This is a genomic window from Corynebacterium marambiense (genome assembly GCF_016342275.1).
Lineage (GTDB): Bacteria > Actinomycetota > Actinomycetes > Mycobacteriales > Mycobacteriaceae > Corynebacterium > Corynebacterium marambiense.
This window is the reverse complement of record NZ_JAEIOT010000016.1, coordinates 1-25,074: the sequence shown is the minus strand read 5'-3', so window position 1 is coordinate 25,074 and position 25,074 is coordinate 1. Positions and strand designations below refer to the sequence as shown.

Below are 25,074 nucleotides of genomic sequence, written 5' to 3'. Positions count from 1 at the left end.
ATCCGAGGAGTTGTCAATGACCGAGAAACGCTCACCTCTCGCCAGTGTCGGAGCTGTCCTGCGGGGAGAGCTGGGTGTGTTGCCGGCCTGCGCCGCGTGGCTCGGTGTCGTCGTGCTCCTTCTGTCCGCGACCGTGTTCGGTGGTCCGGTGCTCTTCGTGGCGCCGGTGATCCTCATCGTGTTGGCGGTACGGGCTCTGCGGAGAGGTGCCGGTGCCCTGGAATGGACGGCGGTCGTTTCGAATGGGGTATTTCTCGCGTCTCTGGGCTATCTGGGGGCGGCGTTCTCTGTGGGGATCGACGCCGCGGATGCGGGTCTAACTGTGCCGTGGTGGACCGATCACGTTGCTGTCGGTTTCATCGTCGTGGCCGTATCCCTGGTGGCCGCGGTCGCATTCCTCTCCGCGGCGTGGGCACGGGCGGCGGACTGATTTCCGCGGGCCGCGGGAAGTCGAAATTATCCGGAAATCCCCAGGTTAAATCGAAGTAACGTGGTTACCTGCGGCTGTTGCGTGCGTGAGGTGACACAGTTCTGTTCCTGGGGGTGTCGGAGAAGTGACACCCCTGCGTCGGCAGTCCGGGGAAAGGGAGATTCTGTGGCAGTATGTACCTGTTAGCGAATCGTCTCTGGGTGCGCAGCGTCCGTGTGCCGGAGAGTCATCCCATTCTTGTGAAAGCAGTCAGCGTCTTCATGCCCAACCTGGTCAAACTCCGCCGTGTCCTTCCTGCCACCATCATCGGTATCGGGTTACTCATGGTGGCACCACAGGCATCTGCGGCGGAGTCGGATCCGGTGTCGGATGTGACCGAACAGGTTCGATCGGTCGCCCGGGAGATTCAGACCGATATTGATCGGGCTGTTGACGGTGCGCTGCGCGCAGGCACCGGGGTGGGGGCTGCGGACACGGCGAAGCGTCTCAATGAGGCCGCGATCGGTAGTGGGCTCGGCCAGATTATCCCGGACAACGTGATCGCGGCTGCGGAGGCAGTCGCGCCGGATGAGTCCTCCGATGTGCTCGGCGATGGCGTCTGGTCGGATGGTGGTGTCGTGCCGTCTGCGGAAAGTCAGTTTGATGCTTCGCGCCGTGGGCCGAACTACCATTGGCGCACGGATGTCGTGTCGCAGCTCATGGCGGGTCGCCCCGGTCCGGTGCTCAATCGGGTGAATGGTAGCTGGTTTAACGGCCCGGACATTCCGGAGGAGTCCTTCGCGGCGCAGCGCAGGGGGAAGTCGCTTTTCGGTCCTGGTACCCCCGTGTTCATCGGCCCGAAGACCCTGTGCACTCTCGGGGTGGCGGGTTATGATGCCGAGGGTCGTGCGGTGGGGATTACCGCGGGTCACTGCGGTAATCCTGGGGAGGCGGTGATCTCGGCGGACTCCTGGGAAGTAGGGCAGGCTGGCACGGTTGTGGCGTCGAGCAGGAGTTACGATTATTCGGTGATTGAGTTCAATGATCGGGCTGAGCTCACGCGCAGCTACAACGGTGTTACGGTGAACTCGGTCGGTGGTGCACCGGTGAACGGGGAGATCCTGTGCAAGCAGGGTGTCGCCACCGGGCACACGTGCGGTACGTCGTGGATCAGTGAGAAGCGAGTCAACTTCTCCCAGGTGTGCGCCATGCGTGGGGATTCGGGGGCTCCGCTGCTCGCCGGGGACCGGCTCGTGGGTGTGGTGTCGGGTGGTGTGTTCCCGGACCACAACCTATCGTGCCGGAGCCCGCTTCAGGGGCCCTTCTTTATGCCGACAGCGAGCCCGACGATTGATGCGATCACCGAGAATCTTAATGCCAGGGGGACGGCGGGGGCGGGTTTCGTGCTCCCTCCGGAGGGTGGGACGTTTGCGGCGGCACGCGGCCGCTGAGGTTCATCTGAGCGTCCGATGGAAACCGGTTCCTGTGTGGGGCCGGTTTTTTCATGTCCGGGAAACCCCAGAACCCAGGCTATTTAATGAAAGGCAACCCCAATAAGGGGTAAAAGTGGTCAGTTTGAGAATGTTATACCTCTCAGTTTCTAAACATACTAATGGTAATGAATGTCCAGTTCAATAGATATTTATGCTGGTAGTAGCTCTGATATTGGTCCTGGTTCTGCTGAAATTCGCCTGAATGAGACGCCGGAAAACTGATACCTTCGAGCCGCCGCCGTATCCGCCTCACTTCTTCCCGTCGCCAACCTCAGCGGGAGGAACGACGCGGTGGTCGCGGTCACCACCATCGAGGAACAGGACAACTTCATGCGCACATCCCCACTGACCCGCAGAGCCCGGTCGAGCCGCTCTGCCCGGGTCGCCTACATCGCCGCCGTCGCCTCCGTGGCACTGATTACACCATTCGTCGCCGCCCCGATCACTGTTCCACAAGTGGCGACGGCAGCGGAGATTTCGGAGGACAGCGATGGGCACGCCTGGGACTTCTCCACGATCGCGATCACCTACCCGGTGATCACCGGAACCCCGGGCGTGGTTGCGGAGTCCTTCCCCGACGTCTACGACGCCACGACCGGGCTTCCGGTCGGCACCTGGGGGTTGATGACGTTCCGACTGATCGACGATGTTCCGGGCCTGTCGGTGAACATCGACACCGGCAACGTCGTGTACGAGGCCCCGGAGGGCGCTGCACCTGGACCGAACGCCCCGGTGGACGTTGAGGTTACGTTCCTCGACGGCTCGACCCGCATCGTCCAGGTGCAGACAGCGGTGGGGCGGATGGCGGACCGTGGCGGATACACGCTCGTTCCGGTCACGGTGGACAATGTGCTCACAAAGAGCGCCCCCGTGGAGTTGGAGTACGGGCGCAGCAACGACTACGAGGCGGCGCAGCTCATCGCCTCCATACTCCCGCGAGCGGGTGTCGATACCCCGCCGTGGGCCCGCATCCGTGATGATCGGGTGGAACTCGTGGTTACACCCGACGTCTACGACCGCACGCTCACGCTGCCGGTGACCATCACCTACCGGGACGGCAGTGCCACCGACGACGTCGCCGTCTGGAACGTCGGTACCGCATCCGACATCACCCCCGTCATCCCGGATACCCCGGTGTCGGCAGGTGCCCACTCGGTGATTCCCGTCCGCTATGAGAAGAACGGATGGACGATACCGGACAACCTGCCCGTGCCTGTCGAGATCACCGAGGGGCCGGACTGGGTCACGGTGACGGACGGCTCGATCCTCGCCCTACCGGGTGTCGGTGTCGCCCCCGGTGACTACCGGGTTCAGGTATCGGTCGGGTTGCCGTCCGGCGACGTCCCTATCATGTTCACCGTCCGGGTCACCCCATCCGCCGGTGGCGGCATCGGGGACTATCACCTGGCACCGGTGGGTGGGCGCGAGGTGATCCCGGGACGGGAAGCCTCCGTGCCGCTTCCGCAACTCATGCGCGGGGAGGAACCAGTCGATGCCATGGGCTACACGTTCACCGTCTCCTCGGATGACGTCGATGCGGAGATAACCGAGGAAGAGCCGGGGAACAGGGTCATCCGTTTCACAGCGCCGAAGGCGGGGAGGGAGCAGATTCGCCTCGTTGTGACGGCGACTCCCGTCGTCGGTGACCACGAACCGGTGACCGCCCCGGTCCGGCTGTTCACCCGTCCCTACAACGGCCGACACGACAACCACTACAACAACATCGTCGATGTGAAGCCGGGAGAGGGAGAAGTCAGTTCCCCCGTGCTCGTCACCGACGATGACCGGGAGTACGGCACCGAGCCTGGGGAACTCACCTTCACCCTGGGACAGAACCCGCCCGCGGGGGCGTCGATCGCCGCGGACGGCACCGTGTCGGTCCCCCGGTCAGCGGTAGTGGAGGCGGAGATCCTGAAGGTTCCGGTGACCGTGACCTACCTGGATGGTTCCACGGACCGGAATGTCGCTGTGTTCACCACCCTGGATTCCGGGGCGTTTGTCGATGCGGTTCTCGCGGCGGGCCCGCAGGGCAGCTACAGCATGCGGGACGTCTACCTCACCCCCGGCTCGGACCGGGACCTGACGCTGCGTGATCTGCTGTTCACCGACGCGGACTTCGGGGGAACCGTTGAGCGTTTCCCGGAGTTCACCGGCGTCGGCGGTTCCACCTGCACGGTTACCGCGCCCGAGTCCCTGCCTGCGGGTGTGCATCTCGAGGAGGGCTTCGGATACGCCAACTGTGATCGGGCGGTCCGCGTCGACGCCGACGTCCCGACGGGGACGAGCTTCACGGTGGAGGTCGCGGTGGAGATCGTGGACGCCGAGGGCGCACGGCAGCAGCTCACCACCACCCAGACGGTGCGAATCGTGGACAACCCGGTCGACTATGAGCTGCCCGCCGACAACTACGAGACGGTACCGTCCGGTGCGGCGAGTACGTGGGATCTCGGCGGCGGGATACCGGCCGGCGATGTGACGCTCGTCGATGACGCATCCGGGAGGTTCACCCTCACGGGGCAGGGGATCGTGTTCACCCCGGAATCCGCTGATGCGGGGAAGACGTTTGCGACCACGGCGCGCATCCGGCGTGCCGACGGCACCGGTGGTGATGTCGCGTGGGTCGTCCGGGTGAGCGACAGCAGCGTCCTCACCCCGACCATCGACTACGGGGATCTGCGCGTCGTGCGGGGTGAAACCCGCACCTTCAGCCCATATGTCATCCCGCATCCCAGGGGGAGTGCTGGCCCGGTGGCTGCGACGTACCGGCTGTCCGACGGGGCCCCCGACTGGTTGAGCGTGGATCCGGGGACCGGTGTGATCACCGCCAAGGTGCCGGACGATGCCCCGGCCCGTGGTGTCCGGGCCCTCGTCGAGGTGAGCTTCGCGGGTGGCGGTACCACGAGTGCGCCGTTGAACGTTGAGGTGGTGAGCCTCGCCGGCTCACGCATCCACTACAACAGTGCGGACCTGCTCGCGGTGGGGCCGATCACGGTGGAACCGGAGACCGCATTCCTCCGCGTTGATCCGGTGTCCTTTGAACTCGTCACCCCGGAACCGGGAATCAGCATCGATGATTCCGGTGTGATCACCATCGACGACGGAATCATGGGCGCGGATGACTCCCGGAACATAGTGGTCACCGCAGTGTTCCGCGACGGTTCCCGGTACACCCAGAACGTCCACGTGACCACGACGTCGATGGCGGTGTCCTATGTGACGGTCTACGACTGGGTCACCGACATCACCGGTTCCACCCCGGTCACCGGGGGCTGGCCGACGCATGTGGTGCGGTCGGGCGCGCCGCACGGTGCGCCTGCGCCCGAGCCGACCTATGAACTCGCGGACCCGGGGGCAACCCCCGACGCCTCGGTCGATCCCCGGACAGGCAGGGTCACCACGACCCTCGCCGCGGGCGTCGGAGAGGCCGATGTGCCGGTGCGGGTGATCTACCGCGACGGCTCCAGCCGGATGTCGGTCGTTCACTTCACGCGGGACGCCTACCTGGACAAACTGACGTTCGCCTACCCGGAGCGCCGCGTTCACATCGGGTTGGAGGACGAGCACGTGACCAACGAGAACGCGGTCCTGCCCACCTTCGTCAACGGTGCGGCCGGAACGCAGCGACCCACCGTCTACGGCACCTGGTTCGAGGCCACCCCGGGGCAGGAGAACGCCGACCTCTTCACCGTGGACCGCAACTCCGGTGAGGTGACCCTCCTCGATCCCGTGGCCCACGCGGGGGAGACCCGCACGCTGAACGTCACCGCGCACCTGCCCGGCGGGTCCACCGCGACCGCCGATGCCACCTTCACCGTCGACCGGGCCAGCAGCGATGTTTCCGTCATCTACCGTGACCTTTACGGCGTTGCGGAGGGGAAGACCTCCGTCAGCGCCCCCATCTTCGTTCCGGAGGTCTCCCGTAACCTGGTCGCCACCTTCATCCTGTTGGACGCGCCAGAGGGCATGGAGATTGACCCGACGACCGGCGTGGTCACCTACACACCCGCAGGTGAACCCGGGGACGGAAGGGTCGACATCATCGTCGAGTTCACTGACGGCGACGCCGCCCGTGGGGAACTCGCTTATCACACACAGAGCTACGCCGACGCCGTCGTGCCCGATGGACTCACCGCGAACCTCACCGCCGAGGCCGGGCACCGGACCGTCGTCACCGTCGATGCCTTCGCGGGGGAGCACTCCCACTACCGCTGGGGGCCGAAGCGGTGGCTCATCCGGTCCGTCGACCCCACCGGTGACGTCTGGGACGAGTTCTCCCCGCACATCACCCGCCGCGAACACCATCCCGATCTGCTGAGCTTCATCGCCCCCGACCGCCTCGCGGGTCAGCAGGTCGACCTCCCGGTCACCCTGACCTACCCCGACGGGACCAGCGTCGTGGCGACACTCCGCACCACCGTGACGGACCCCGGAGATGACCATGACCACGGTCACGGTGGTTCCGTGGCAGCGGCAGTGCGCTTCTTCTACGACCCCGTCACCGTGGACAACGATGCCCGGAGCGCCACCTCCGGGCCGCTCCGGTTCGCACCGAAGTACCGTCCGCGGCACGCGGGTGAGCACGACCCGGAGACCGGTGAACTCGTCGATCTGTGGCGCGCCGGGCGGATACTCAACGTCACGGCACTCACTGATCGGGAGGTCACGCTCGAACCTGACACCGGTGTGCTCACCATCGCGGTCACGGACGACGACCGCGACAGCCAGATCACCATTCCCGTTCAGATCACGTTCAACGATGAGCACGCGGAAACCGTCACCGTGCCCGTGGTGTTTGCCGTCGGTGCCGCGGCGGTTCCCACGGCGGAGAACACCCGGGTGATCTACCCGGCGGTGAGCGTGGACACGGGGTCCGACGCCTTCGCTGAACCGCTCGTCCGGGTCGACGGCGGGCGGTTCTCCGTGCCCGTCGACGGGCTGCGTTTCGATCTCGCGGACGGGGCGCCCGCCGGTGTCGTCATCGATCACGCCACCGGCGCGGTCGGGATCGCCACGACCCGGAGCCACCTCGCGACAGCCGACGGGATCGTCGAGGTACCCGTCACCGTGTCCTTCCCCGGTGGCGGAGAAACGGCCTCGACCACGGCGCGGTTCGTCGTCCATGAGAAGAACACCCGGACCGGCGCGGAGACCCACGATCCGCAGGTGGAGACCGGACTCAAGCCGGTACAGCCCGCGGCATTCGCCTCACGCATCGTCTTCGACGGGACCCGCCCCGATGGGGTGCGGTTCGCACCGGTGGACGGTGGTGCACCGGGTGTGCGGGTGACCGATGACGGGGAGGTCACCACAACCGGTGACGGCAGTACCCCCGCGACGGTCCTGGTCACCTACGCCGACGGCTCACAGGATGTCGTCGAGGTTCCCTTCATCGCATGGACCGCGCCGGCCCCGGTTCCCTACGGCGAGCCGGTGGTCCACCCCGATGGAACGGTCACGGTTTCCCCGGCCCCGGACACGGATCTCACCGGGGTGGAATTCAGCCTTGATGAAGGATCCCCGGAGGGTGTGAGCATTGCGGCTGACGGTACCGTGAAGGTCACTCCCACGACGGATACTGCGGGTGAGACGGTGACGGTCACCGTGGTCACGATCCGGCCCGGGGAAAGCCCCGCGCGCACGACCTTCACCGTCGCTGTGCCGGACCGTCCCGAAGCACCCGACGCGGGATCCTCCGTCGGGCGGAGTTTCCTGGCGCTGCTCCTCACCCTGCCCCTGTTCATCGGGGCCATCGGGTTCGCGCTCCTGCACGGTGATCTGCTGCAAGGGATGCTCGCTCCCTGGTTCCTCAGCCATTGATGCCTGGGCCGGGGAGGAGAGCGGTGCTCACACCGTGAACCTCCCCAGCAGCTCCTCGTGGAGCAGACCGTTGGTGGCCAGGGCGTCGCCGCCGGAAGGGCCGTCGACCCCGGAGAGGGAGGTGAAACGACCGCCCGCCTCGGTGACCAGCACCGCGAGCGGGGCGAGGTCCCACAGGGCAACCTCGGGTTCGGCGGCGACGTCCACCGCCCCCTCCGCGACGAGGCAATACGAGAGGAAGTCGCCGAATCCCCGCAGCCGCCAGGTGTCATCGGAGAGCTTCAGGAATGCGTCGAGAAGCCCGCGGTCCCGCCAACCGTCGAGCGATGAGAAGGACACCGACGCATCCGCGATGTCCGCGACCCCGGACACCCGGAGACGCTTGGGGGAGCCGCCCGAGAAGGACCGCCAGGCGCCCTGCTCCTCCGCGGCCCACCAGCGGCGTGCCAGTGCCGGGGCACTGACGACGCCGACGACGGGTTTCCCGTCGACGAGCAGTGCGATGAGTGTCGCCCACACGGGAACGCCACGGACGTAGTTCTTCGTTCCGTCGATCGGGTCGATCACCCACTGGCGCCCTTCGAGGGCGGCGTCACCGCCGAACTCCTCACCCAGTACTGCATCCGCCGGACGGTCGGTGGACAGTCGTTCCCGGAGGAGTTTCTCGCACGCGATGTCGGCGTCGCTCACCGGCGTCATGTCCGGCTTTGATTCGACGGTGAGGTTTGATGCCTCGAATCGGTCCAACGTGTGGGTGTCCGCGATATCGGCGAGTTCAAGGGCCAGTGCGAGGTCATCGGCGTAGGTGCTCATGTCCACTAATGATAGGTGAGGTGCGCTGCCGAGACCGACGGAACAAATGAAAAGAATCACATGGACAAATGTTCGCATGCTGGGTCACAATGGGCACAGGAAATGAGAGGGGCCGCCCGGCCCCGAAAACAACACACGAGGAGATGCGCCATGAGCACCGAATCCACCCCGCACATCAACCCCAAAGACGCCCCCATCGCCGAGACCATCCTGCTCCCCGGTGATCCGCTGCGCGCCAAATTCATCGCCGAGACCTATCTCGACAACGCCGTCCAGTTCAACGATGTCCGCAACATGCTCGGCTACACCGGGACCTATCAGGGACGTGAGATCTCGGTGATGGGCTCCGGCATGGGCATCCCCTCCATCTCCCTGTACTCCTGGGAACTGATCAACGTCTTCGGCTGCCGCAAGCTCATCCGCATCGGCTCTTGCGGCGCATTCCAGAAGGATCTGGACCTCTACGAGATCGTCGTCGCGCAGTCAGCGTCCACCGACTCGAACTTCCTCTCCCAGTACAACGTCCCCGGCACCTACGCTCCGACCGCCTCCTGGCGGCTACTGTCCGCGCTGCAGGAACAGGCCCGTCAGCAGGGTGTGGAGACGCATGTCGGCAACGTCCTGTCCAGCGACATCTTCTACCACGCCGATGAGACCGCGAACGATCGCTGGGCGAAGATGGGCGTGCTCGCCGTCGAGATGGAGACCGCCGGCCTCTACGCCGTCGCCGCTGCCAACGGTGCCGACGCACTCGGCCTGTTCACCGTCTCCGACAACATCGCCACCGGAGCGCGGACCACTCCCGAGGAACGACAGACCGCGTTCACCCGGATGATGGAGCTCGCCCTACCGCTCGCCGGCGTCTAGCTGATTCACCCGCATCAAGGAGCACCACACCAATGGACACCCCCATCTCGGCAGGGCACGGCGTCAACCCCAAAAGGGCGGTGCCGATCCTGCTCTTCAGCTTCGTGTTCTGCCTCGTCATCGACAATGGCTTCAAGTTCATGTCGAAGCCCATCGCCGATGCCCTCGACCTGAGCGTCACCACCGTTAGCCTGCAGGCCACCCTCGCAGGCATCGTCATCGGCATCGGCGCCGTGGTCTACGCGGCACTCGCCGACGCGTTCTCCATCAGATCCCTGATGATCGCCGGTATTGCCCTGATCGTCACCGGATCACTCATCGGATTCTTCTTCCAGAGCATCTGGCCTATGGTCCTCGCTGGGCGCGTCATCCAGACCACCGGCCTCGCCGCCGCCGAAACCCTCTACGTCATTTACGTCACCAAGTACCTGGATGCGAAGGACCAGAAGACCTACCTCGGCTTCTCCACGTCCGCGTTCCAGGCAGGCCTGCTCTTCGGCATCCTCGGATCCGGATTCCTGGCCACCACCGTGTCCTGGACCGCGATGTTCCTGGTCCCCCTGATCCTCGTGTTCACCATCCCAGTGCTGATCAAACGGGTCCCACCGGCGAAGGCCGTGTCCAGTCACCTCGATGTGCTCGGACTCTTCCTCATTGCGGTCATCGCTACCTCGGTCATGCTGTTCATGCAGGACTTCAACTGGCTGTACCTGTTCCCCGTCGTCCTCGGGACCGCGTGCTTCATCTGGCACATCACCGCGCACAAGGGCGCCCTGGTCCGTCCCGAGTTCTTCACCAACAGGCGCTACGTCTGGGCGCTCGTCCTCGTGCTCGTCGTCTACTCCGTGCAATTGGCCTACATTTTCATGTTCCCGTTCGCTACCGCCGATCTCCACGGCATGGAGATCGACGAGGCATCGGTGCTGTTGGCCCCCGGATACGCCGTCGCCATCGTCGTCGGTGCACTGTCCGGCAAGATCGGCCAGTATCTCAGCTCACGGCAGACGATCACCGTCGCTCTCGCCGGAATCGTTCTCGCGCTGGCGCTCCCCGCGGTGTTCACCACCGCCAGTGTCGCTGTCCTGATCATCTCGATCATCCTGTTTGCCTCAGCGTTCGCACTGCTCTACGCGCCGCTCGTGTCCACCGCGATCTCCACCATTCCGGCGGAGAAGTCCGGTGTGGCCATCGGGTTCTACAACCTGACCATCAACATCGCCATCCCGGTGGGCATCGCGTACACCGCGAAGCTCATGGACCTGAAGTTCGAGTTCTTCCGCTTTGCCACCACCGCTTCCTCGGATACCGGGGTTCAGTACGCCACGGTCCTCTGGATCATCACCCTCGTCGCCGTGATCGGCAGCGCGGTCTACCTGCTCGCCGACCGCCGCATGACGGCCGATGAGAAGCGCGCCGCAGCCCCGGGTGGCGCGGAGCACTAGCGGTCCCTACTCCCGGTCAGCCACGGCGGACACACGAAGAGCCGCCCCCTACCAGGTATCCGGTAGGGGGCGGCTCTTCGTGACGGAGCAACGGGCCTGGGATCAGTCCTCCGGGTAGATACCGCCGCTGGCCTGACGGAAGACGTACGCGAGGGCTGCCATGTACGCGGGCATGGTGATGAGCAGACCGAGCCCGAGCGGAATGGCCGAGACCACAATGATGAGACCCCACAGAAGGGAGAACCCGAGCAAGGAGAGGTAGTTTCGGCTGCCGACCTGGAAACCACGGTTGACGGCGTCGCCGAAGGACGCCCCCTGGTCGAGGACGAAGAGGTACATCAGCATGTACAGGGGTGCGAGGAACAGGAGGGCGAGGTTGATGAGCATCTGTACCATCAGCGCGATGCCCGTGTCTGACCCGTATAACATCGGAATGAGGTACGGAATCCCACCGGTGACGAGGTTGACGATCAGCGCGAAGATGATGGTCTTCCCGAGATTCGGGTTGCTGAAGAAATCACCGAAGGTGATTTTCGCACCGTCTGCCGCCCTCAACGCCGCGGCGGCGAAGGTCACCTGTACGGCGACCATCAATAGTACGAAGAGGATCATCGCCAAGGGGTTGAATCCACCGGCGGCCGACGGGGATGTCGTGGTGGTCTCCGGGTCGAAGGCACCGGACGCCGCCATGGTGCTCATCGTCATGAAGGTACCGACGGTGAACACCGCGGTGCATATGACACCCACGACGAGGCTGCCGACGATCCACGCTGCGGGCGAGGCGAACACGGTTCGGAAACCGTAGCTGATGCTCTCCACTGTGCGGACCTTCCCGTCGCCCCGCACCAGACGGCGCCCGTCGGCGGTGAAGGGCATCGCCCCGCCGTATCCGGCGGAACCGTAGGGGTTGTTGGGTGCGCCGTAACCCGGATACCCGGCCGCAGGACCGTGGGGATCGGCGGGTGTGCCGTAACCCGGATACCCGGCCGCAGGACCGTGGGGATCGGCGGGTGTGCCGTAACCCGGATACCCGGCCGCAGGACCGTGGGGATCGGCGGGTGTGCCGTAACCCGGATACCCGGCCGCAGGATCGTGGGGATCGGCGGGAGCCCCATAGTCGGAGCCGCTGTCATCGGACCAGTAGCCGGGGTCGTTGGTGGCACCGTAGGGATTGCCGGAACTGTTGTCGTTCTCCGGGTGGTAGTCGCCACCCGGATACGGGGGGTAGTCGTCCTTTGCCACTGTGTGTTGTTCTCCTCTGTCTGCACCGTTAGGTGCGTTATGGGTTCTCGCGGGCGGATTCTCGTCGTGTATCTGTCGCTGAGCAGGTCACCTATCCAAGGACGAGTGCTCCTGGAAGAGGCACACCGGTATTTCGCCGAATGATTCCCGTCCTGAACAGAGTAGCCGCGCGCGCACCGCAAGGGTAGACCCCGCAGATTCCGTGGGGTGGGATCACTCGTAGCGCAGCGCGTCGATAGGGCGCATTCGTGCTGCCTTCTCCGCAGGGTAGAAACCGAAGAACACCCCGATGCCCATGGAGAAGCCGAGGGCGACGACGACGCCGATCACCGGCGGGAAGACGAGTTTACCGAGGAAATTCGCTCCCACCATGCCGAGTGCACCGCCGAGCAGGACTCCGATGATGCCGCCGAAGAGACAGATGATCATCGACTCAATGACGAACTGGCGCCTGATGTCGCCGTTCCGGGCACCGAGCGCCTTGCGCACACCGATCTCCCGGGTCCGCTCGGTGACCGTCACGAGCATGATGTTCATGACGCCGATGCCGCCGACGAGTAGGGAGATCCCGGCGATGACGGACAGCCCGATACTCAGCGAATCGATGATCGTCTTGAGAATCTCGAAGTCCTTGCTCATGTCCCGGGCGTTTGCCGTGAACTCCGGATCATCGGCGTAGGCGAGCTCCAGGAAGGAATTGAGATCCGCGAGCAGCGCTTCGCCGTTGACCCCGGGAGACGGCCGGACCGACACCTGATCCCAGAGCCCCGGATCATCGGTGTTCAACCGGGAATCGACGGTCCAGGGAGCATAGATCCTGTACTCCTTGAACGAATCGGAGAGCAGTCCTCCCTTCCCCTTCTCCGCGATCACGCCGACGATCATCAGAGGGAACGTTGACCCGTCGGAGGAGGTGTAGTCGATGGTCTGGCCCAGTGCACCAGTGGCATCTCCCGCGAACAAGGAGTCAATGACGGATTGGTTCACCACCGCGACGGAGCGTTCCCCGATGATGTCATCGTCGGCCAGATTGCGGCCGTAGCCGATCTCGAAGCTCTGCATCGCCATGTAGTCCGGGTTGACTGCACTGAGGGTGACACTCTGGGTGGTCTCCGGAGCATCGGACGAGGCCGCGTCTCCGGGATGATAGGACATGGCCCCCACCGCCACACCACTGATCCGGCCCTTGAACCGGTCGGACAGCACGTCGATGAACTGCGGGGTGATCTTTGAGGACGCGGCGACGGGCTCTGACGGGACGTACATGAACGCGTTGGACTGTTCGGTCTGCTCCTCACCGTCCTTGGGCCGGGCCTCGACCTTCACGACATAGTCGTTGACGCCTGCGGCGGCGAGCCCCTCGACCGTCTGTGCCTTCAGCGAGGCCCCGAGGGTGAGGATCGCGATCACCGACGAGATGCCGATGATCACACCCAGCAGGGTCAGCAGGGAACGCATCTTGTTGCTGCGGAAACTCCCCAGCGCCAGTCGGATTGCTTCGGCGTAGGTCACGGGACCATCACCCCGTTGTCCAGTCGTCCGTCGGTCATGGTGACGGTGCGTGTCGTCTCCGCCGCGAGTTCCGGGTTGTGGGTGATCAGGACAATCGTTTTCCCTTCCTCGGTGTTGAGGGTGTGGAAGATGTCCATGACGAGCCGACCGGTCACCGAGTCCAGCGCGCCCGTCGGTTCATCGGCCAGGATCAGATCGGGGTTGTTCGCCAGGGCCCGGGCGATGGCGACGCGCTGCTTCTGGCCGCCGGACAGTTCGTTCGGGTTGTGCTTCATCCGTTCGCCCATCCCGACGAGGTCGAGGAGTTCCTCGGCACGCTGGCTGCGTTCCTTCCTGCCGACACCGGCGTACATCATCGGCATCTCCACATTCCGGGCCGCGCTCATCCGGCCGATCAGGTTGAAGTTCTGGAACACGAAACCGATGTGGTGGTTGCGGTACTCGGCGAGTTTGTCACCCGGCATACTCAGGATGTCGATGCCACCGAAGAAGTAGCTACCGGACGTCGGGTAATCCAGGAGCCCGATGATGTTCATCAGGGTCGACTTGCCGGACCCGGAGGCGCCCACGACCGAGACGAATTCACCGTTCTTGACGGTGAAGTCGCACCCCGGGAGCACCGTCAGCTCATTGTCGGTGCCGATGTTGAATGTCTTGGTGATCCCGCGCATCTCCAGCAGGAGGCCGGGAGTGTCCGTCTGCCCCGGCGTGAGGGCAGTAGCGGCGGTGGTGTCCGGATGCGCGGGAACCTGTTCGTGGCGACCTGCTGGAGAGTTCTTTCTCCGGCGAACGATCATCGCCCGTCGTCTCCGTCTTCGGTGGTGTCGAGTTTCACCTTCTGGCCGATGAGATACCGATGAGTCGAACCCTGGTTGATCACCTTGTCACCCTCCTTGAGATCCCCGCCGCTGACAGCGACGGTGAAGTCATCTGCGGTACCGAGGGTGACGCTGCGTTCTTCGACGGTCCCGTCCTCTGTGACCACCAAGACAGCCTTCGTGCCGTCGTCGCGGTCGTAGGCGGCGTCACGGGACACGGAGATCGTGTCGGTTTCCTCGGCGAACGTTATGTGGATCTTCGCGGAACCGCCGATGCGGAGACCATCCGTGGGCCCATCGACGCGGATGACGACGGCGAAGGTCGGCTTCGTGTCCTTCGTCGGCCCACCAGCGGCGGTATCTCCGGTGGCCGCTGATGCCGACGCCACCCCCGAGGCCACGGGCGAGACGGAGGAGACGGTGCCCTTGTAGGTACTGGAACCGGTCGCCGGGGTCGTGAACTCCGCCTTCGCACCGGGGGACAGTTTCGCGACGTCGATCTCCGGGATCTGCGCCGTCACGGTGAGACCGGTGTCATCGGCGATCGTCGCAATGGAACCCGCGGCAGGTTTACCCACCTCGGCGGGAACCGCGATCACCAAACCTGCGAAGGGTGCCCGGACCGTACTCGACGCGATATCGGCGTTCAGGGACTCGGCGGTCCGGTTCGATCCAGATCTGGCGGCCTGGGCGGAACGTCGGGCCTGTTCGATGCCGCTCGTGAGATTCTGCAACTGGTGCCGGGTATTCAACCGTGCGGTCTCTAGGGCGACGGCGGCGTCCTTCTTCTGTTCGAAGGCCGCGGCGACATCCCGCTGCGATTGGGCCAGCTCGGAGTTGACCGAACGGAGGGCGGCGTCGTAGGCCTGCTGCTGCCGGTTGAGCGACTGCACGGAATCCGCCAGGTTCGCCACTGATTCGACCGTGCCCAGGTGTGCGTTGATCTCCTGCTCCGGGATGATGCTGTCTGACCGTTGTCGGGCTTTGATCGAGGCCTGCAGAGCATCAATCTTCGCGGAGATCTCCGCCGTCTTCTCCTGATCGCCGGCGGCATCCGCCAGTTCCCGGCGCAGGGCCGACAACGTGGCGAGGTCCGCAGCGAGATCGAGATTCTGTTCCGCACCGCGGGTTTCCGCGGCGACGGATCCGACTCCGGCGCGGGCCACGTTTAAGGAGGCGGAGAATACCTGTTTGCGGGCGGCGTCGACAGCTTGCTCCTGGCTGACCAGCCGCTCATCGCGCCCCGCGTTGACCTGTGACTTCTTCTCCTCGAACGAGCGCAGAGCATTGTCGTAGGCGGTGGTCGCGGTACGGAGTGCTGACTCCGCGCCATTCAGCTCGGGGTTGAGCCCCTCGTTGAGGCCTTCCTGGTACTGGTCGTACGCCTGCTGCGCCTGTTCAATCCCGTTGACGGCACCGACGACGGCATCGGCCTGCTGGGCCTGTTGATCACGCAGGGCACGCTCCTGCTCGGACACATCGATCGTCGCGATGATCTGATCTGCCTCGACCCTGTCACCGACCGCGATGTTCAGAGTGTTGACCGGGCCGGTCAGGGCGGTGTTCACCGATCTGGTCTCACCTGCGGTGATGGTTCCCTGCACCTGGAGCTCCTGGACGACGTCACCTACCTTGACCACGCGGTATTCGTGGGGGGCGAGCGTTGTGTCATCCCCCGATCCGCATCCCGTCAGTCCGAGAGCGAGGATAGCGGTCACGGCCAGGAGTATGGTGCGGCCTCTGGGCACCGACTGCTCAAAGAAAGGTGACTGAGATGAGTGACGCACTGGTGGCAGCACTCCTTCCGCTAGGTGAGGCGAACAGGGGTAGTCATCCCACTCTAAGTGTGTGGAACGGGCGTGTTCCAGCGGCTACCCCCGTATATTTGAGGGTGAATCAACACCGCGCGGGTGTCTCCCGACCATCACGACCAGATTGCGGCGATCTCCTCGACGGCCCTGGGGTTGCCGGCGACGCACCAGATTTTTCCTCCGGCCTCGATCTTGCGACAGGCTCCGCCTGCCCCTTCGACGAGACCCCGGCCGGGTAGCCAGTCCCAGTCCGCGACGCTGTGCTGGGTCCACACACCGAGTTTTCCTTCCGCGACACTCGAGAGATCGACGGAGCCTGCGCCGAGCATACGGAGTGTCGCAAAGCGGGTGGAGACTGCCAACCACGCATCCCGGACGGAGTCTTCGGCGAGGAACGTGGGATGAATATAAGTGGCCAGTGACACCTCGGCGCAGGAGGCGTCATCGAGGTTCCCGACCGCCCTTCCGTTCACCGTCGTGGGTATCTCCGCCCCACCGAGATGCGTCGTGTCGTGGGTTGGGCGGTGCACCGCCCCGAAGTGCAGACGCGATGGTGCGGAAGGGGGGCCGTCGACGAGGGCGAGCGCGGAACAGAAGTAGTCCGACCCCGACGTGAAGTTGTATGTCCCGTCCACCGGGTCGATCACCCACGTACGCCCCGACACCGAGTCCCGGGCTGCACCTTCCTCACCGAGGAGACCGTCATCCGGGCGCAACGCAACCAGCGCCTCGGCGACGAAGGTCTCCGCCGCCCGGTCGGCCTCTGTGACGACGTCCGAGACCGAGGTCTTGTAGTCCACGTCGAGTCCTCCGCCCTCCCGGATCGCCAACGCCAGTTGCCCTGCGGTACGGACCAGGGCGCACGCGAGTTCGATGTCGGTGGACCCGGCGTGCACGGTGGTGAACTCCGCAACCAGCTTCCGGGTGTCCGTTCCGTAGTGGTGGCTCAGATCAGTGGTGGTAGGAGAGGTCGTCGGGCCCGGAACGGTCCCGTTCGGGGAGGAGACGGTGATGGACGGAGATTCAATGCGCTGGCGCGGCTCGCTCATGCTGCCCATTGTGCACTGTCACGGTAGTGTTAACCACTGTGCAACCTGATGTAACCGCAGACCTCAATGAACTCGACGCCACACTGACCACCATCGAGAAGGTGATGGATCCGGAGGCGATGGCCGACCGCGTCCGTGAGCTCGAGGCGCAGGCCTCGGATCCGACGTTGTGGGATGATCCCGAGCACGCCCAGCAGGTCACCTCGAAGCTCTCCCACATGCAAGCCGAGCTGCGCAAAGTCGGGGAACTCCGGCAGCGGCTCGAGGATCTTCCGGTGATGTACCAGCTCGCCGAGGAGGAGGATGAGTCCACCGAACTCGTCGACGAGGAACGCCGTGATCTGCGTGCGGACATTGAGGCCTACGAGGTCAAGACCATGCTCTCCGGCGAGTATGACGCCCGTGAGGCCGTCATCAATATCCGTTCCGCCGCCGGCGGCGTGGACGCCGCTGACTGGGCGGAGATGCTCATGCGGATGTACACCCGCTGGGCGGAGAAGACCGGGCACAAGGTCGACATCTACGACATCTCCTACGCGGAGGAAGCCGGCATCAAGTCCGCCACCTTCGTCGTCCACGGCGACTACACCTACGGCACGCTGTCCGTGGAGCAGGGCACCCACCGCCTCGTGCGGATCAGCCCGTTCGACAACCAGGGCCGCCGCCAGACATCCTTCGCAGAGGTCGAGGTCCTGCCCGTCGTGGAGACCACCGACCACATTGACATCCCGGACAACGAGATCCGGGTCGACGTCTACCGCTCCTCCGGCCCCGGTGGTCAGTCGGTCAACACCACGGACTCCGCGGTCAGACTCACCCACGAACCCACGGGAATCGTCGTGACCTGCCAGAACGAGAAGTCGCAGATCCAGAACAAGGCCTCCGCCATGCGGGTCCTCCAGGCCAAGCTGCTGGAACGCAAGCGCCAGGAGGAACGCGCCGAACTCGACGCCCTGAAGGGGGACGGGTCGAACTCGTGGGGCAACCAGATGCGCTCCTACGTACTGCACCCCTACCAGATGGTCAAGGATCTGCGCACCAACTTCGAGGTCAACGATCCGTCGAAGGTTCTCGACGGTGAGATCGACGGGTTCCTGGAGGCCGGTATCCGCTGGCGGATGGCCCAGCAACAGGATGAGGGCTGATCCCGGGAGTTCCGGGTCTCCGGGCTCGCTGCCTGCCCGAACGTGAAAATCAGCCCCCTTCCGAATGCGTCGGGAGGGGGCTGTTTCTGTGCCCGGTGTCTGCGGCCCACCTCGGCGGGGTGTGGGGCTGTCAGCGCACCGGTACCCCGGGGCCGAGTGGTAGTCCGAGGATGTACCAGACGAGGAAGAAGAGGAACCATCCGACGAGCATCGCGATGGAGTAGGGCAGGGCCAGGGACATCAGTGTCCCGATACCGGCCCGCTTGTAGTAGCGCTGCAGGAACGTCAGGGCCAGTGCGAAGTAGGGGCTCATCGGTGTGATGATGTTGGTGGGGGAGTCACCGATACGGAAGAGCATCTGGCTCACCTCGGGGGAGACATCGACGTACATCATCATCGGCACGACCACCGGGCTCATCAGTGCCCACTGCGCGGAGCCGGAGGTCACCATGAGGTTCAGGACCGCCACCAGTAGGACGAACAGCCCGAAGAGGACGGGGTTCGGCAGGTCCGCCCGGGAGAGCAGTTCTGCGCCGTGGATCGCCGACCAGACCCCGAGGTTGGACCAGGTGAAGTAGGCGAGGAACTGGGCGACAGCGAAGAACAGCACCATCATCGGGACGAGGGTCCTGATTCCCTTCGCCATGAACGCGGGGACGTCGGCGGCCTCGGTGATGGTTCCGGTGACCCGCCCGTAGATGATGCCGATGATGAGGAAGTACAGGGCGATGGCCACGGCGATGGAGCGGATCAGCGGGGACTCCATGACGGCGCCGTCCTCACCCTGGAGCGGCGACCCGGGGACGAACATCGCGGCGAAGTAGCCGGCCAGCAGCACGAGGGACCAGATGGCGACCCGGACCAGGCCGCGCTTCTCCACATCGTGGAGCTCGAGACGTGCCTCGTCCTGATCCTCTGCGTCGTCTTCTGCGCTCCCGTCGGTCCGGGAATCTGCCGCTGTCGAGGCGTCGGAGTCTGCACCTGTGGAATCGGAATCGGCGTCCCCGTTCGAGGCGTTCGGTGGGGTCTCGCCGAAGCTGGCGGCCGCGTAGTCCACGTCGTCGTGATCGACCAGTTCGCGAGCCTTGTCCCGGACGAACAGCTCGGTGACCGCGGTGATGATGAGCGCCAGGACCACGGCGGAGGGGACAACGAAGAAGTAGTTCGCCAACGGCGAGACCTCGTAGCCGGGTTCGACGATCTGGGCCGCGGACGTCGACAGACCGGCGAGCAGGACGTCGGTGATATTCAGGATCAGTGAGGAGTTGAACCCCGCGGAGCTCGCCGCGAAGGCCACCATCGCGCCCACGATGGGGGAGCGGCCTACGTGCCGGAACGCCGTCGCCCCGATGGGGATGAGGATCACGTACACCGCGTCGGAGGCGATGGATCCGGTGACACCGGCCAGCGCCACGACGAACGTGAGCATCGTCGGTCCGACCCGGCCGATCGCGCCCCGGATGGCCGCACCGATCAGGCCCGAATGCTCGGCGACGGCGACACCGAGCATCACGATGATGATGAGTCCGAGCGGCGGAAACGAGGTGAAGTTCGGGACCGCCTCGTTGATCATCCGCTGGAGTCCCTCCGCCGACAGGAGGTTCGTCACCTGCACCTCTTCGCCGGTCGACGGGTTCGTGGCAGTCATGCCGATCTTCTCCCCGACGAAGCTGGATACGAGGACCAGTCCGGAGAGGATCACGAAGAGCCAGAACGGATCGGGGAGCATGTTCCCCAGGCGTTCGACGAGCCCGAGGAAACCACGCGCCTGCTCCCGCTTCTTCCCATCTTCGGTGGAGTTGTCCGGTGTCCGGTTGGTTGTCTTGTTCTCAGTCATATCTTCTCGCGACTCCTGGTGTCGGTTCGTGACAACGGGGTTTCGGGGCGGATGGCGCGGGGCGGTGGAAAGGGGGCCCCGGTTCGGGGTACCTTACCGAGTCGAGATCGCCCCGACGACGGTAGCTACTGTCGTTCCCCCCCCACCGGTTTGCGGTACATGATCTGCTCCGGTGCGTTGACTCCGCGGTACCGGGATATCAGGTATGGGTGACGTTGGGAAAATACCAGGTCACAGCAAGTACATAGGGGCAGATAAGGAAGTGACCGGAGTTTCGCCCGTGGCGTCAATGAACTAAGGTGACGGGTGTGATCACCTTCGACCAGGTAACAAAGACGTACAAGACCTCGACCCGGCCCGCACTGGACAATGTCTCCGTGCACATCGACAAAGGCGAGTTTGTCTTCCTCATCGGTCCCTCCGGCTCCGGCAAGTCGACGTTCCTGCAGTTGATGCTCCGTGAGGAGAACGTCACCTCGGGTGACGTACACGTCGGTGACTTCCACGTGAACAAGCTCCGTGGTGCGCAGGTCAACAAGCTGCGCCAGCGGGTCGGCTACGTGTTCCAGGACTTCCGCCTGCTGTCCAAGAAGAACGTCTACGACAACGTCGCCTTCGCGCTCGAGGTGATCGGCAAGAAGCGCAGCGTCATCGAGAAACTCGTCCCCGAAACCCTCGAACTCGTCGGACTGGAGGCCAAGGGCAACCGGTTCCCCGCAGAGCTCTCCGGTGGTGAACAGCAGCGCGTCGCCATCGCCCGGGCCTTCGTCAACCGGCCCCTCGTGCTGCTGGCCGACGAACCGACCGGCAACCTCGACCCGGAGACGTCGAACGACATCATGCTGCTGCTCAACCGCATCAACCGCACCGGCACCACCGTCGTGATGTCCACGCACAACGCGCAGGCCGTCGACGCCATGCGCCGCCGGGTCATCGAGCTCCACCTCGGCAAGCTCGTCCGCGACGACGCCCACGGCGTCTACGGCGTCGGACACTAACCCACCCGGTCACCTCTCTAGGAGAATCAAACAGCATGCGATACCGATTCGTCGCCCGCGAGGCGTTCCAGGGGCTGGGACGGAACCTCACCATGACGATTGCCCTGATCATCACCACGGCCATCTCCCTGGCACTGCTCGCCACCGGGTTCCTGGTCACCGGCATGACCGAGCGGACCAAGGACATCTACCTGGACCGCGTCGAGGTGATGGTGCAGCTCAACGAGGACATCTCCGCCAATGACACCGACTGCTCAACCAAGCCGTGCCGCGAGGTCCTCACCGCACTCGACGGCGCCGACGGCGTCGAGTCCGTGATCTTCCGCAGCCGTAAACAGTCCTACGAGCACTTTGTCGAGGTCTTCAAAGACACCGATCCCGCGCTCGTCGAGGCGACCTCCCCGGATGCCCTCCCCGCGGCGGTCCACGTCCGCCTCGAGGACCCCCTCGACACCTCGCCGCTCGACCCGGTCCGCGATCTTCCGCAGGTGGACACCGTCATCGACCAGATCGACGATCTGCAGTCCGCGACCGACAACCTTGACGCCGTCCGGAACGCGACGTTCCTCGTCGCGGCCATCCAGGCCCTCGCCGCGATCTTCCTCATCGCCAATATGGTGCAGATCGCCGCGTTCAGCCGACGTGAGGAGATCTCCATTATGCGGATGGTCGGCGCCTCCCGCTGGTTCACCCAGGCGCCCTTCGTCCTCGAGGCCGTCATCGCCACACTCTTCGGCTCCGTGTTCGCGGTACTGGGACTCATGGCGGGCAAGAGCTTCGTCGTCGACAGGGCGCTGAAGGGGCTCTACGACTCGCAGCTCATCGCGCCCATCACCACCGGTGACATCTGGGTCATCGCGCCCGTCGTCGCCCTCGTCGGTGTCGTGTTCGCGGCGATCACCGCGCAGGTCACCCTCCGACTGTACGTCCGTAAATGACACCTTGCGCCACCCGACGCCCGCCCCTCCCGCAACAGCGGTGAGTGAGGCGGGCGTCGGCACGCGGCAGGTGCGGTAACATCGGACGGGTTATGGCAAAGAAGAAGAAAAAGGCGAACGAGAACCCGGTGATCGCGACCAACCGGAAAGCTCGCCACGACTACAAGATCCTCGACACCTACGAGTGCGGCATCGTGCTCGTCGGCACCGAGATCAAGGCACTGCGCGAGGGCAAGGCCAACCTCGTCGACTCCTTCGCCATGATCGACAACGGGGAAGTGTGGCTGCACAACCTCAACATCCCCATCTACTCCCACGGTTCCTGGACGAACCACACACCCCGACGCACCCGCAAGCTCCTGCTACACCGCAACGAGATCGACACCCTCATGGGCAAGGTCCGCGACGGCCGCCGCACGCTGGTGCCCCTCAAGCTGTACTTCGTCGGCGGACGCCTCAAGGTGGAGCTCGGTCTCGCCGAGGGCAAGCAGGACTACGACAAGCGCCAGGACATCAAGCGCCGTACCGAGGAACGGGAGATAACCCGGGAGCTCGGTCGCCGCATCAAGGGGATCAAGGGTTAATCCCCGGCCCGTGGCAGACCCCGGTCGGCGCAGTTAACATCGTTTTCCAGAGCGCCGATCGATCGAGGAAGAGTCTGTCTGACTGTGGAAACCTGGCTCATCGACCACCCCGGGATGGGCCGAATCGAGCTGATCCTCGATTCCCCGGAACGCCTCCGCGAACTCGACTCCGGCTGGCCGATGTCCAAGCAGGATGTCGAGGGGGTGGAAGAAGTCGGCGGAAGCGTGGACAAACAAGCTAAGAAGGAAGCTGACTGGGCGGACACCGCAGCCTTCGGGCTGACGGCAACCAACGGCTTCCTCGGGAAGACGGTCCCGATGGTGGGTCGGCTGCCGCTGGTGGGGGCCCGCACCGCGAAACTCGAGGCAGGGGCGGCACGCATCCGGAAGGCCGGGGAGAAAGGGGTGCTCATCACCGTCGACGGCGTCGTGCGGGGGCGGCTCCCCTTCGTGCAGGACACCACCGTGCGGATCGACGAAACCGTCTCCTCCGGCACCTACAGCCGGAACGACAGGAAGAAACACGGCGCCCGCCTGAAGATCGACGCGAACGCCTTCCACGAGGTCCGATCAGTCATCCTCCGTCGCGCCAGCGACGAGATCATCGAATTCACCCCGCCACCCGGATCGCCCGCAGAGGACCGGTACCGGCAGATGGAGGAGACCCCCTGGAAAAGAGTGCTCTACCCGTTGGGTGCGGGACTGGGCAAAGCGGGCTGGGCCATTGCCGCCCTGGTGCTGCTGCCGCTCATCGGCCGCATCATCGGGACTATCCTCGACTGGATCATCGAACGTCTGCCCGACGTCGACATCCCGTGGCCCGACATAACACTGCCGTCCATCCCGTGGCCGGACATCAACCTGCCCTCCATCCCCTGGCCCAATCTCAACCTCCCGTCCATCCCGTGGCCCGACTACGAGATACCCGGATGGTTGGAATGGCTGCTCGAACACCCGAAGGTGTGGACACCCATCGTCATCGGGATCGTCATCGGCGTGATCTCACTGCGCAACAGCCGCAAATCCAGGGAGACCCGGAGACGCTGGGAGCGGGAACAAGCCGGGAGCGATGCCGGGGAGGGGCAGCCGGCGAACCCATCCGGGTGAGGCGACGGTGGAAAGGCACCCGAACCGCCTTCGGGCGTGGACGATACTGGCGGTCGGTGAACCTGCTTGCGGGTGGGGTTCCCACAGCGTAGAGTGGGTAGTCCTGTGGTCAACGTACGACCCACCACAGGACTGCGGAACCCACCGGTTGCCCTGAGGGAAATCGGGAAGAACGCAGGATGCAAGGGGCTGATATGGTTTCGACTTCGTGCATCAAGCCAGGGGAAGCGTGCCGGTGCAGGCTAGAGACCACCGTAAGCGTCGTAGCAACCTCATAAGCGCCGAGAACACTCAGCGCGACTACGCCCTCGCTGCCTAATACCAGCGACCGCGTGTCTGTCGGCCCAGGTTCGTCCCTGACCTGGTAGCCGGCATCGATCAAGGGACTTTGCCGTCCGGCCGCGTCAGCGGGGCCGTACGGGACTCCCACCGCTGACTGGGCCCATCATCCGGAACGTGTTCGTCCGAGCCGGAGGGCCGAGCAGAGATCAGGCGCGAACTGCGCACGGAGAAGCCCTGGCGCGATTGCGGAGGACCCGGGTTCAATTCCCGGCAGCTCCACAAAGAAAACCCCCTAGTAAACAGGGGGTTTTCTTCTTTTCGGAAGACCGCGCCACGACAATCCCACCACATTTGGTTGAGCGACTCACGTAGGTCGCGCCAGCGCCCTGTCCATTACCGATGAAATATCCTTGAGGTCAACCATCGAGCAGGTCGGCGTAGGTGTCGAGCGTCATTGCCGCCGACGCATGCCCCAACTGTGGCTGCATGACCTTCACGTTCGCCCCAATCGAGACTAGGAGCCCGGCGGCAGCGCGGCGTTCCTGCCGACTGTCATCCGGCCGCACAGAAAATCGACGTCACCGGCCTTTAATCCGGCGGCTTCACCCCATCGCGGACCGACTGTGCCGAGCAGCCAGAAAAGCCGAACGTGAGATCCGGACTCGACCGCGAAGTCGTGCAGCTGATCGACAGGGAGATAGACACAGTCCTCCGGACCTTTCTCGGGAGCTTGACGTCCCGCGCTGGGCTCGGGGGATCATCGCAGTCTGCACCATCACTGTCGAGGATCTGGGCTCTGCTGCATGGTTAGGTGGCATCTGATCTGGCTTCCCCGGGATGGCAGCCTGGAAGGATGTCATTGTGCCAAAGCCCTATCCCAGTTGAGTTTCTGTGACGATGTCGTGCGTGT

At 64.5% G+C, this 25,074-nt stretch carries 18 protein-coding genes and 1 other RNA gene; 11 read left to right on the top strand and 8 right to left on the bottom strand.

Annotated features, from left to right (window positions below):
- The first annotated feature begins 16 nt into the window (after nucleotides 1–16).
- The 3 genes from JDV76_RS11500 (at nucleotide 17) to JDV76_RS11490 (ending at nucleotide 7,719) form a co-directional block, all read left to right on the top strand.
- The gene (locus JDV76_RS11500; protein ID WP_198737046.1) at nucleotides 17–430 is read left to right on the top strand and encodes a hypothetical protein; all 414 of its coding nucleotides are present in this window, start codon (nucleotides 17–19) and stop codon (nucleotides 428–430) included.
- A 239-nt stretch (nucleotides 431–669) separates the two neighbouring features.
- Nucleotides 670–1,860, top strand: a complete 1,191-nt coding sequence (locus tag JDV76_RS11495; protein WP_248141094.1) for a S1 family peptidase — start codon at nucleotides 670–672, stop codon at nucleotides 1,858–1,860.
- A gap of 333 nt (nucleotides 1,861–2,193) precedes the next feature.
- Nucleotides 2,194–7,719, top strand: coding sequence for a Rib/alpha-like domain-containing protein (locus JDV76_RS11490; RefSeq protein ID WP_198737045.1), 5,526 nt, complete (start codon nucleotides 2,194–2,196; stop codon nucleotides 7,717–7,719).
- Between the two features lie 27 nt (nucleotides 7,720–7,746).
- Here the strand turns inward: JDV76_RS11490 and hisN are convergent, their stop codons facing one another.
- The gene (hisN, locus tag JDV76_RS11485) at nucleotides 7,747–8,532 is read right to left on the bottom strand and encodes a histidinol-phosphatase (protein ID WP_198737044.1); all 786 of its coding nucleotides are present in this window, start codon (nucleotides 8,530–8,532) and stop codon (nucleotides 7,747–7,749) included.
- Nucleotides 8,533–8,682: 150 nt separating this feature from the next.
- Between hisN and deoD the strand changes: the two genes are divergently transcribed.
- Nucleotides 8,683–9,399, top strand: coding sequence for a purine-nucleoside phosphorylase (gene deoD, locus JDV76_RS11480; RefSeq protein WP_198737043.1), 717 nt, complete (start codon nucleotides 8,683–8,685; stop codon nucleotides 9,397–9,399).
- A 32-nt stretch (nucleotides 9,400–9,431) separates the two neighbouring features.
- Nucleotides 9,432–10,841, top strand: a complete 1,410-nt coding sequence (locus JDV76_RS11475) for an MFS transporter (RefSeq protein WP_198737042.1) — start codon at nucleotides 9,432–9,434, stop codon at nucleotides 10,839–10,841.
- 102 nt (nucleotides 10,842–10,943) lie between these two features.
- Here the strand turns inward: JDV76_RS11475 and JDV76_RS11470 are convergent, their stop codons facing one another.
- The 5 genes from JDV76_RS11470 to JDV76_RS11450 form a co-directional block, all read right to left on the bottom strand.
- Complete coding sequence (locus JDV76_RS11470) at nucleotides 10,944–12,083, bottom strand: DUF2189 domain-containing protein (protein WP_198737041.1); 1,140 nt, start codon at nucleotides 12,081–12,083, stop codon at nucleotides 10,944–10,946.
- Nucleotides 12,084–12,296: 213 nt separating this feature from the next.
- Complete coding sequence (locus JDV76_RS11465; protein WP_198737040.1) at nucleotides 12,297–13,595, bottom strand: ABC transporter permease; 1,299 nt, start codon at nucleotides 13,593–13,595, stop codon at nucleotides 12,297–12,299.
- Nucleotides 13,592–14,266, bottom strand: a complete 675-nt coding sequence (locus JDV76_RS11460; protein ID WP_198737207.1) for an ABC transporter ATP-binding protein — start codon at nucleotides 14,264–14,266, stop codon at nucleotides 13,592–13,594. Before JDV76_RS11460 ends, JDV76_RS11465 begins: the two co-directional genes overlap by 4 nt.
- 122 nt (nucleotides 14,267–14,388) lie before the next feature.
- The gene (locus JDV76_RS11455) at nucleotides 14,389–16,131 is read right to left on the bottom strand and encodes an HlyD family efflux transporter periplasmic adaptor subunit (RefSeq protein WP_198737039.1); all 1,743 of its coding nucleotides are present in this window, start codon (nucleotides 16,129–16,131) and stop codon (nucleotides 14,389–14,391) included.
- Between the two features lie 206 nt (nucleotides 16,132–16,337).
- Nucleotides 16,338–17,273, bottom strand: coding sequence for an inositol monophosphatase family protein (locus JDV76_RS11450; protein WP_198737038.1), 936 nt, complete (start codon nucleotides 17,271–17,273; stop codon nucleotides 16,338–16,340).
- Nucleotides 17,274–17,311: 38 nt separating this feature from the next.
- On the opposite strand from JDV76_RS11450, the gene prfB reads away from it, so the two are divergent.
- On the top strand, nucleotides 17,312–18,418 hold the full coding sequence (gene prfB / locus JDV76_RS11445) for a peptide chain release factor 2 (RefSeq protein ID WP_198737037.1): 1,107 nt from the start codon (nucleotides 17,312–17,314) through the stop codon (nucleotides 18,416–18,418).
- Nucleotides 18,419–18,548: 130 nt separating this feature from the next.
- Here prfB and JDV76_RS11440 read toward each other — a convergent pair whose 3' ends face one another.
- Nucleotides 18,549–20,255: an AbgT family transporter gene (locus JDV76_RS11440; protein WP_198737036.1), complete on the bottom strand. Its 1,707-nt coding sequence runs from the start codon at nucleotides 20,253–20,255 to the stop codon at nucleotides 18,549–18,551.
- A 308-nt stretch (nucleotides 20,256–20,563) separates the two neighbouring features.
- Here JDV76_RS11440 and ftsE point away from each other — a divergent pair, with 308 nt between their 5' ends.
- The 5 genes from ftsE (at nucleotide 20,564) to ssrA (ending at nucleotide 24,446) form a co-directional block, all read left to right on the top strand.
- Complete coding sequence (gene ftsE, locus JDV76_RS11435) at nucleotides 20,564–21,253, top strand: cell division ATP-binding protein FtsE (protein WP_198737035.1); 690 nt, start codon at nucleotides 20,564–20,566, stop codon at nucleotides 21,251–21,253.
- Nucleotides 21,254–21,288: 35 nt separating this feature from the next.
- Complete coding sequence (gene ftsX, locus JDV76_RS11430) at nucleotides 21,289–22,191, top strand: permease-like cell division protein FtsX (RefSeq protein ID WP_198737034.1); 903 nt, start codon at nucleotides 21,289–21,291, stop codon at nucleotides 22,189–22,191.
- A gap of 92 nt (nucleotides 22,192–22,283) precedes the next feature.
- A complete protein-coding gene (gene smpB / locus JDV76_RS11425; protein ID WP_198737033.1) occupies nucleotides 22,284–22,775 on the top strand; it encodes an SsrA-binding protein SmpB in 492 nt (163 codons plus the stop codon).
- 84 nt (nucleotides 22,776–22,859) lie between these two features.
- Nucleotides 22,860–23,882: a hypothetical protein gene (locus JDV76_RS11420; protein ID WP_198737032.1), complete on the top strand. Its 1,023-nt coding sequence runs from the start codon at nucleotides 22,860–22,862 to the stop codon at nucleotides 23,880–23,882.
- A 185-nt stretch (nucleotides 23,883–24,067) separates the two neighbouring features.
- Nucleotides 24,068–24,446, top strand: a transfer-messenger RNA (tmRNA) gene (gene ssrA, locus JDV76_RS11415).
- 134 nt (nucleotides 24,447–24,580) lie between these two features.
- On the opposite strand, the gene JDV76_RS11410 is transcribed toward ssrA, so the two are convergent.
- Nucleotides 24,581–24,730 (bottom strand): site-specific integrase, encoded by a 150-nt coding sequence (locus JDV76_RS11410; RefSeq protein WP_232959388.1) that lies wholly within the window; start codon nucleotides 24,728–24,730, stop codon nucleotides 24,581–24,583.
- Nucleotides 24,731–25,074 lie beyond the last annotated feature (344 nt).

Bases quoted from the DNA above. Each gene is read 5' to 3' on its own strand.
- JDV76_RS11440 (WP_198737036.1), bottom strand. From the start codon at position 20,255: ATGACTGAGAACAAGACAACCAACCGGACACCGGACAACTCCACCGAA.
- hisN (WP_198737044.1), bottom strand. From the start codon at position 8,532: ATGAGCACCTACGCCGATGACCTCGCACTGGCCCTTGAACTCGCCGAT.
- deoD (WP_198737043.1), top strand. From the start codon at position 8,683: ATGAGCACCGAATCCACCCCGCACATCAACCCCAAAGACGCCCCCATC.
- JDV76_RS11500 (WP_198737046.1), top strand. From the start codon at position 17: ATGACCGAGAAACGCTCACCTCTCGCCAGTGTCGGAGCTGTCCTGCGG.
- ftsX (WP_198737034.1), top strand. From the start codon at position 21,289: ATGCGATACCGATTCGTCGCCCGCGAGGCGTTCCAGGGGCTGGGACGG.
- JDV76_RS11460 (WP_198737207.1), bottom strand. From the start codon at position 14,266: ATGCGCGGGATCACCAAGACATTCAACATCGGCACCGACAATGAGCTG.
- smpB (WP_198737033.1), top strand. From the start codon at position 22,284: ATGGCAAAGAAGAAGAAAAAGGCGAACGAGAACCCGGTGATCGCGACC.
- JDV76_RS11475 (WP_198737042.1), top strand. From the start codon at position 9,432: ATGGACACCCCCATCTCGGCAGGGCACGGCGTCAACCCCAAAAGGGCG.
- JDV76_RS11450 (WP_198737038.1), bottom strand. From the start codon at position 17,273: ATGAGCGAGCCGCGCCAGCGCATTGAATCTCCGTCCATCACCGTCTCC.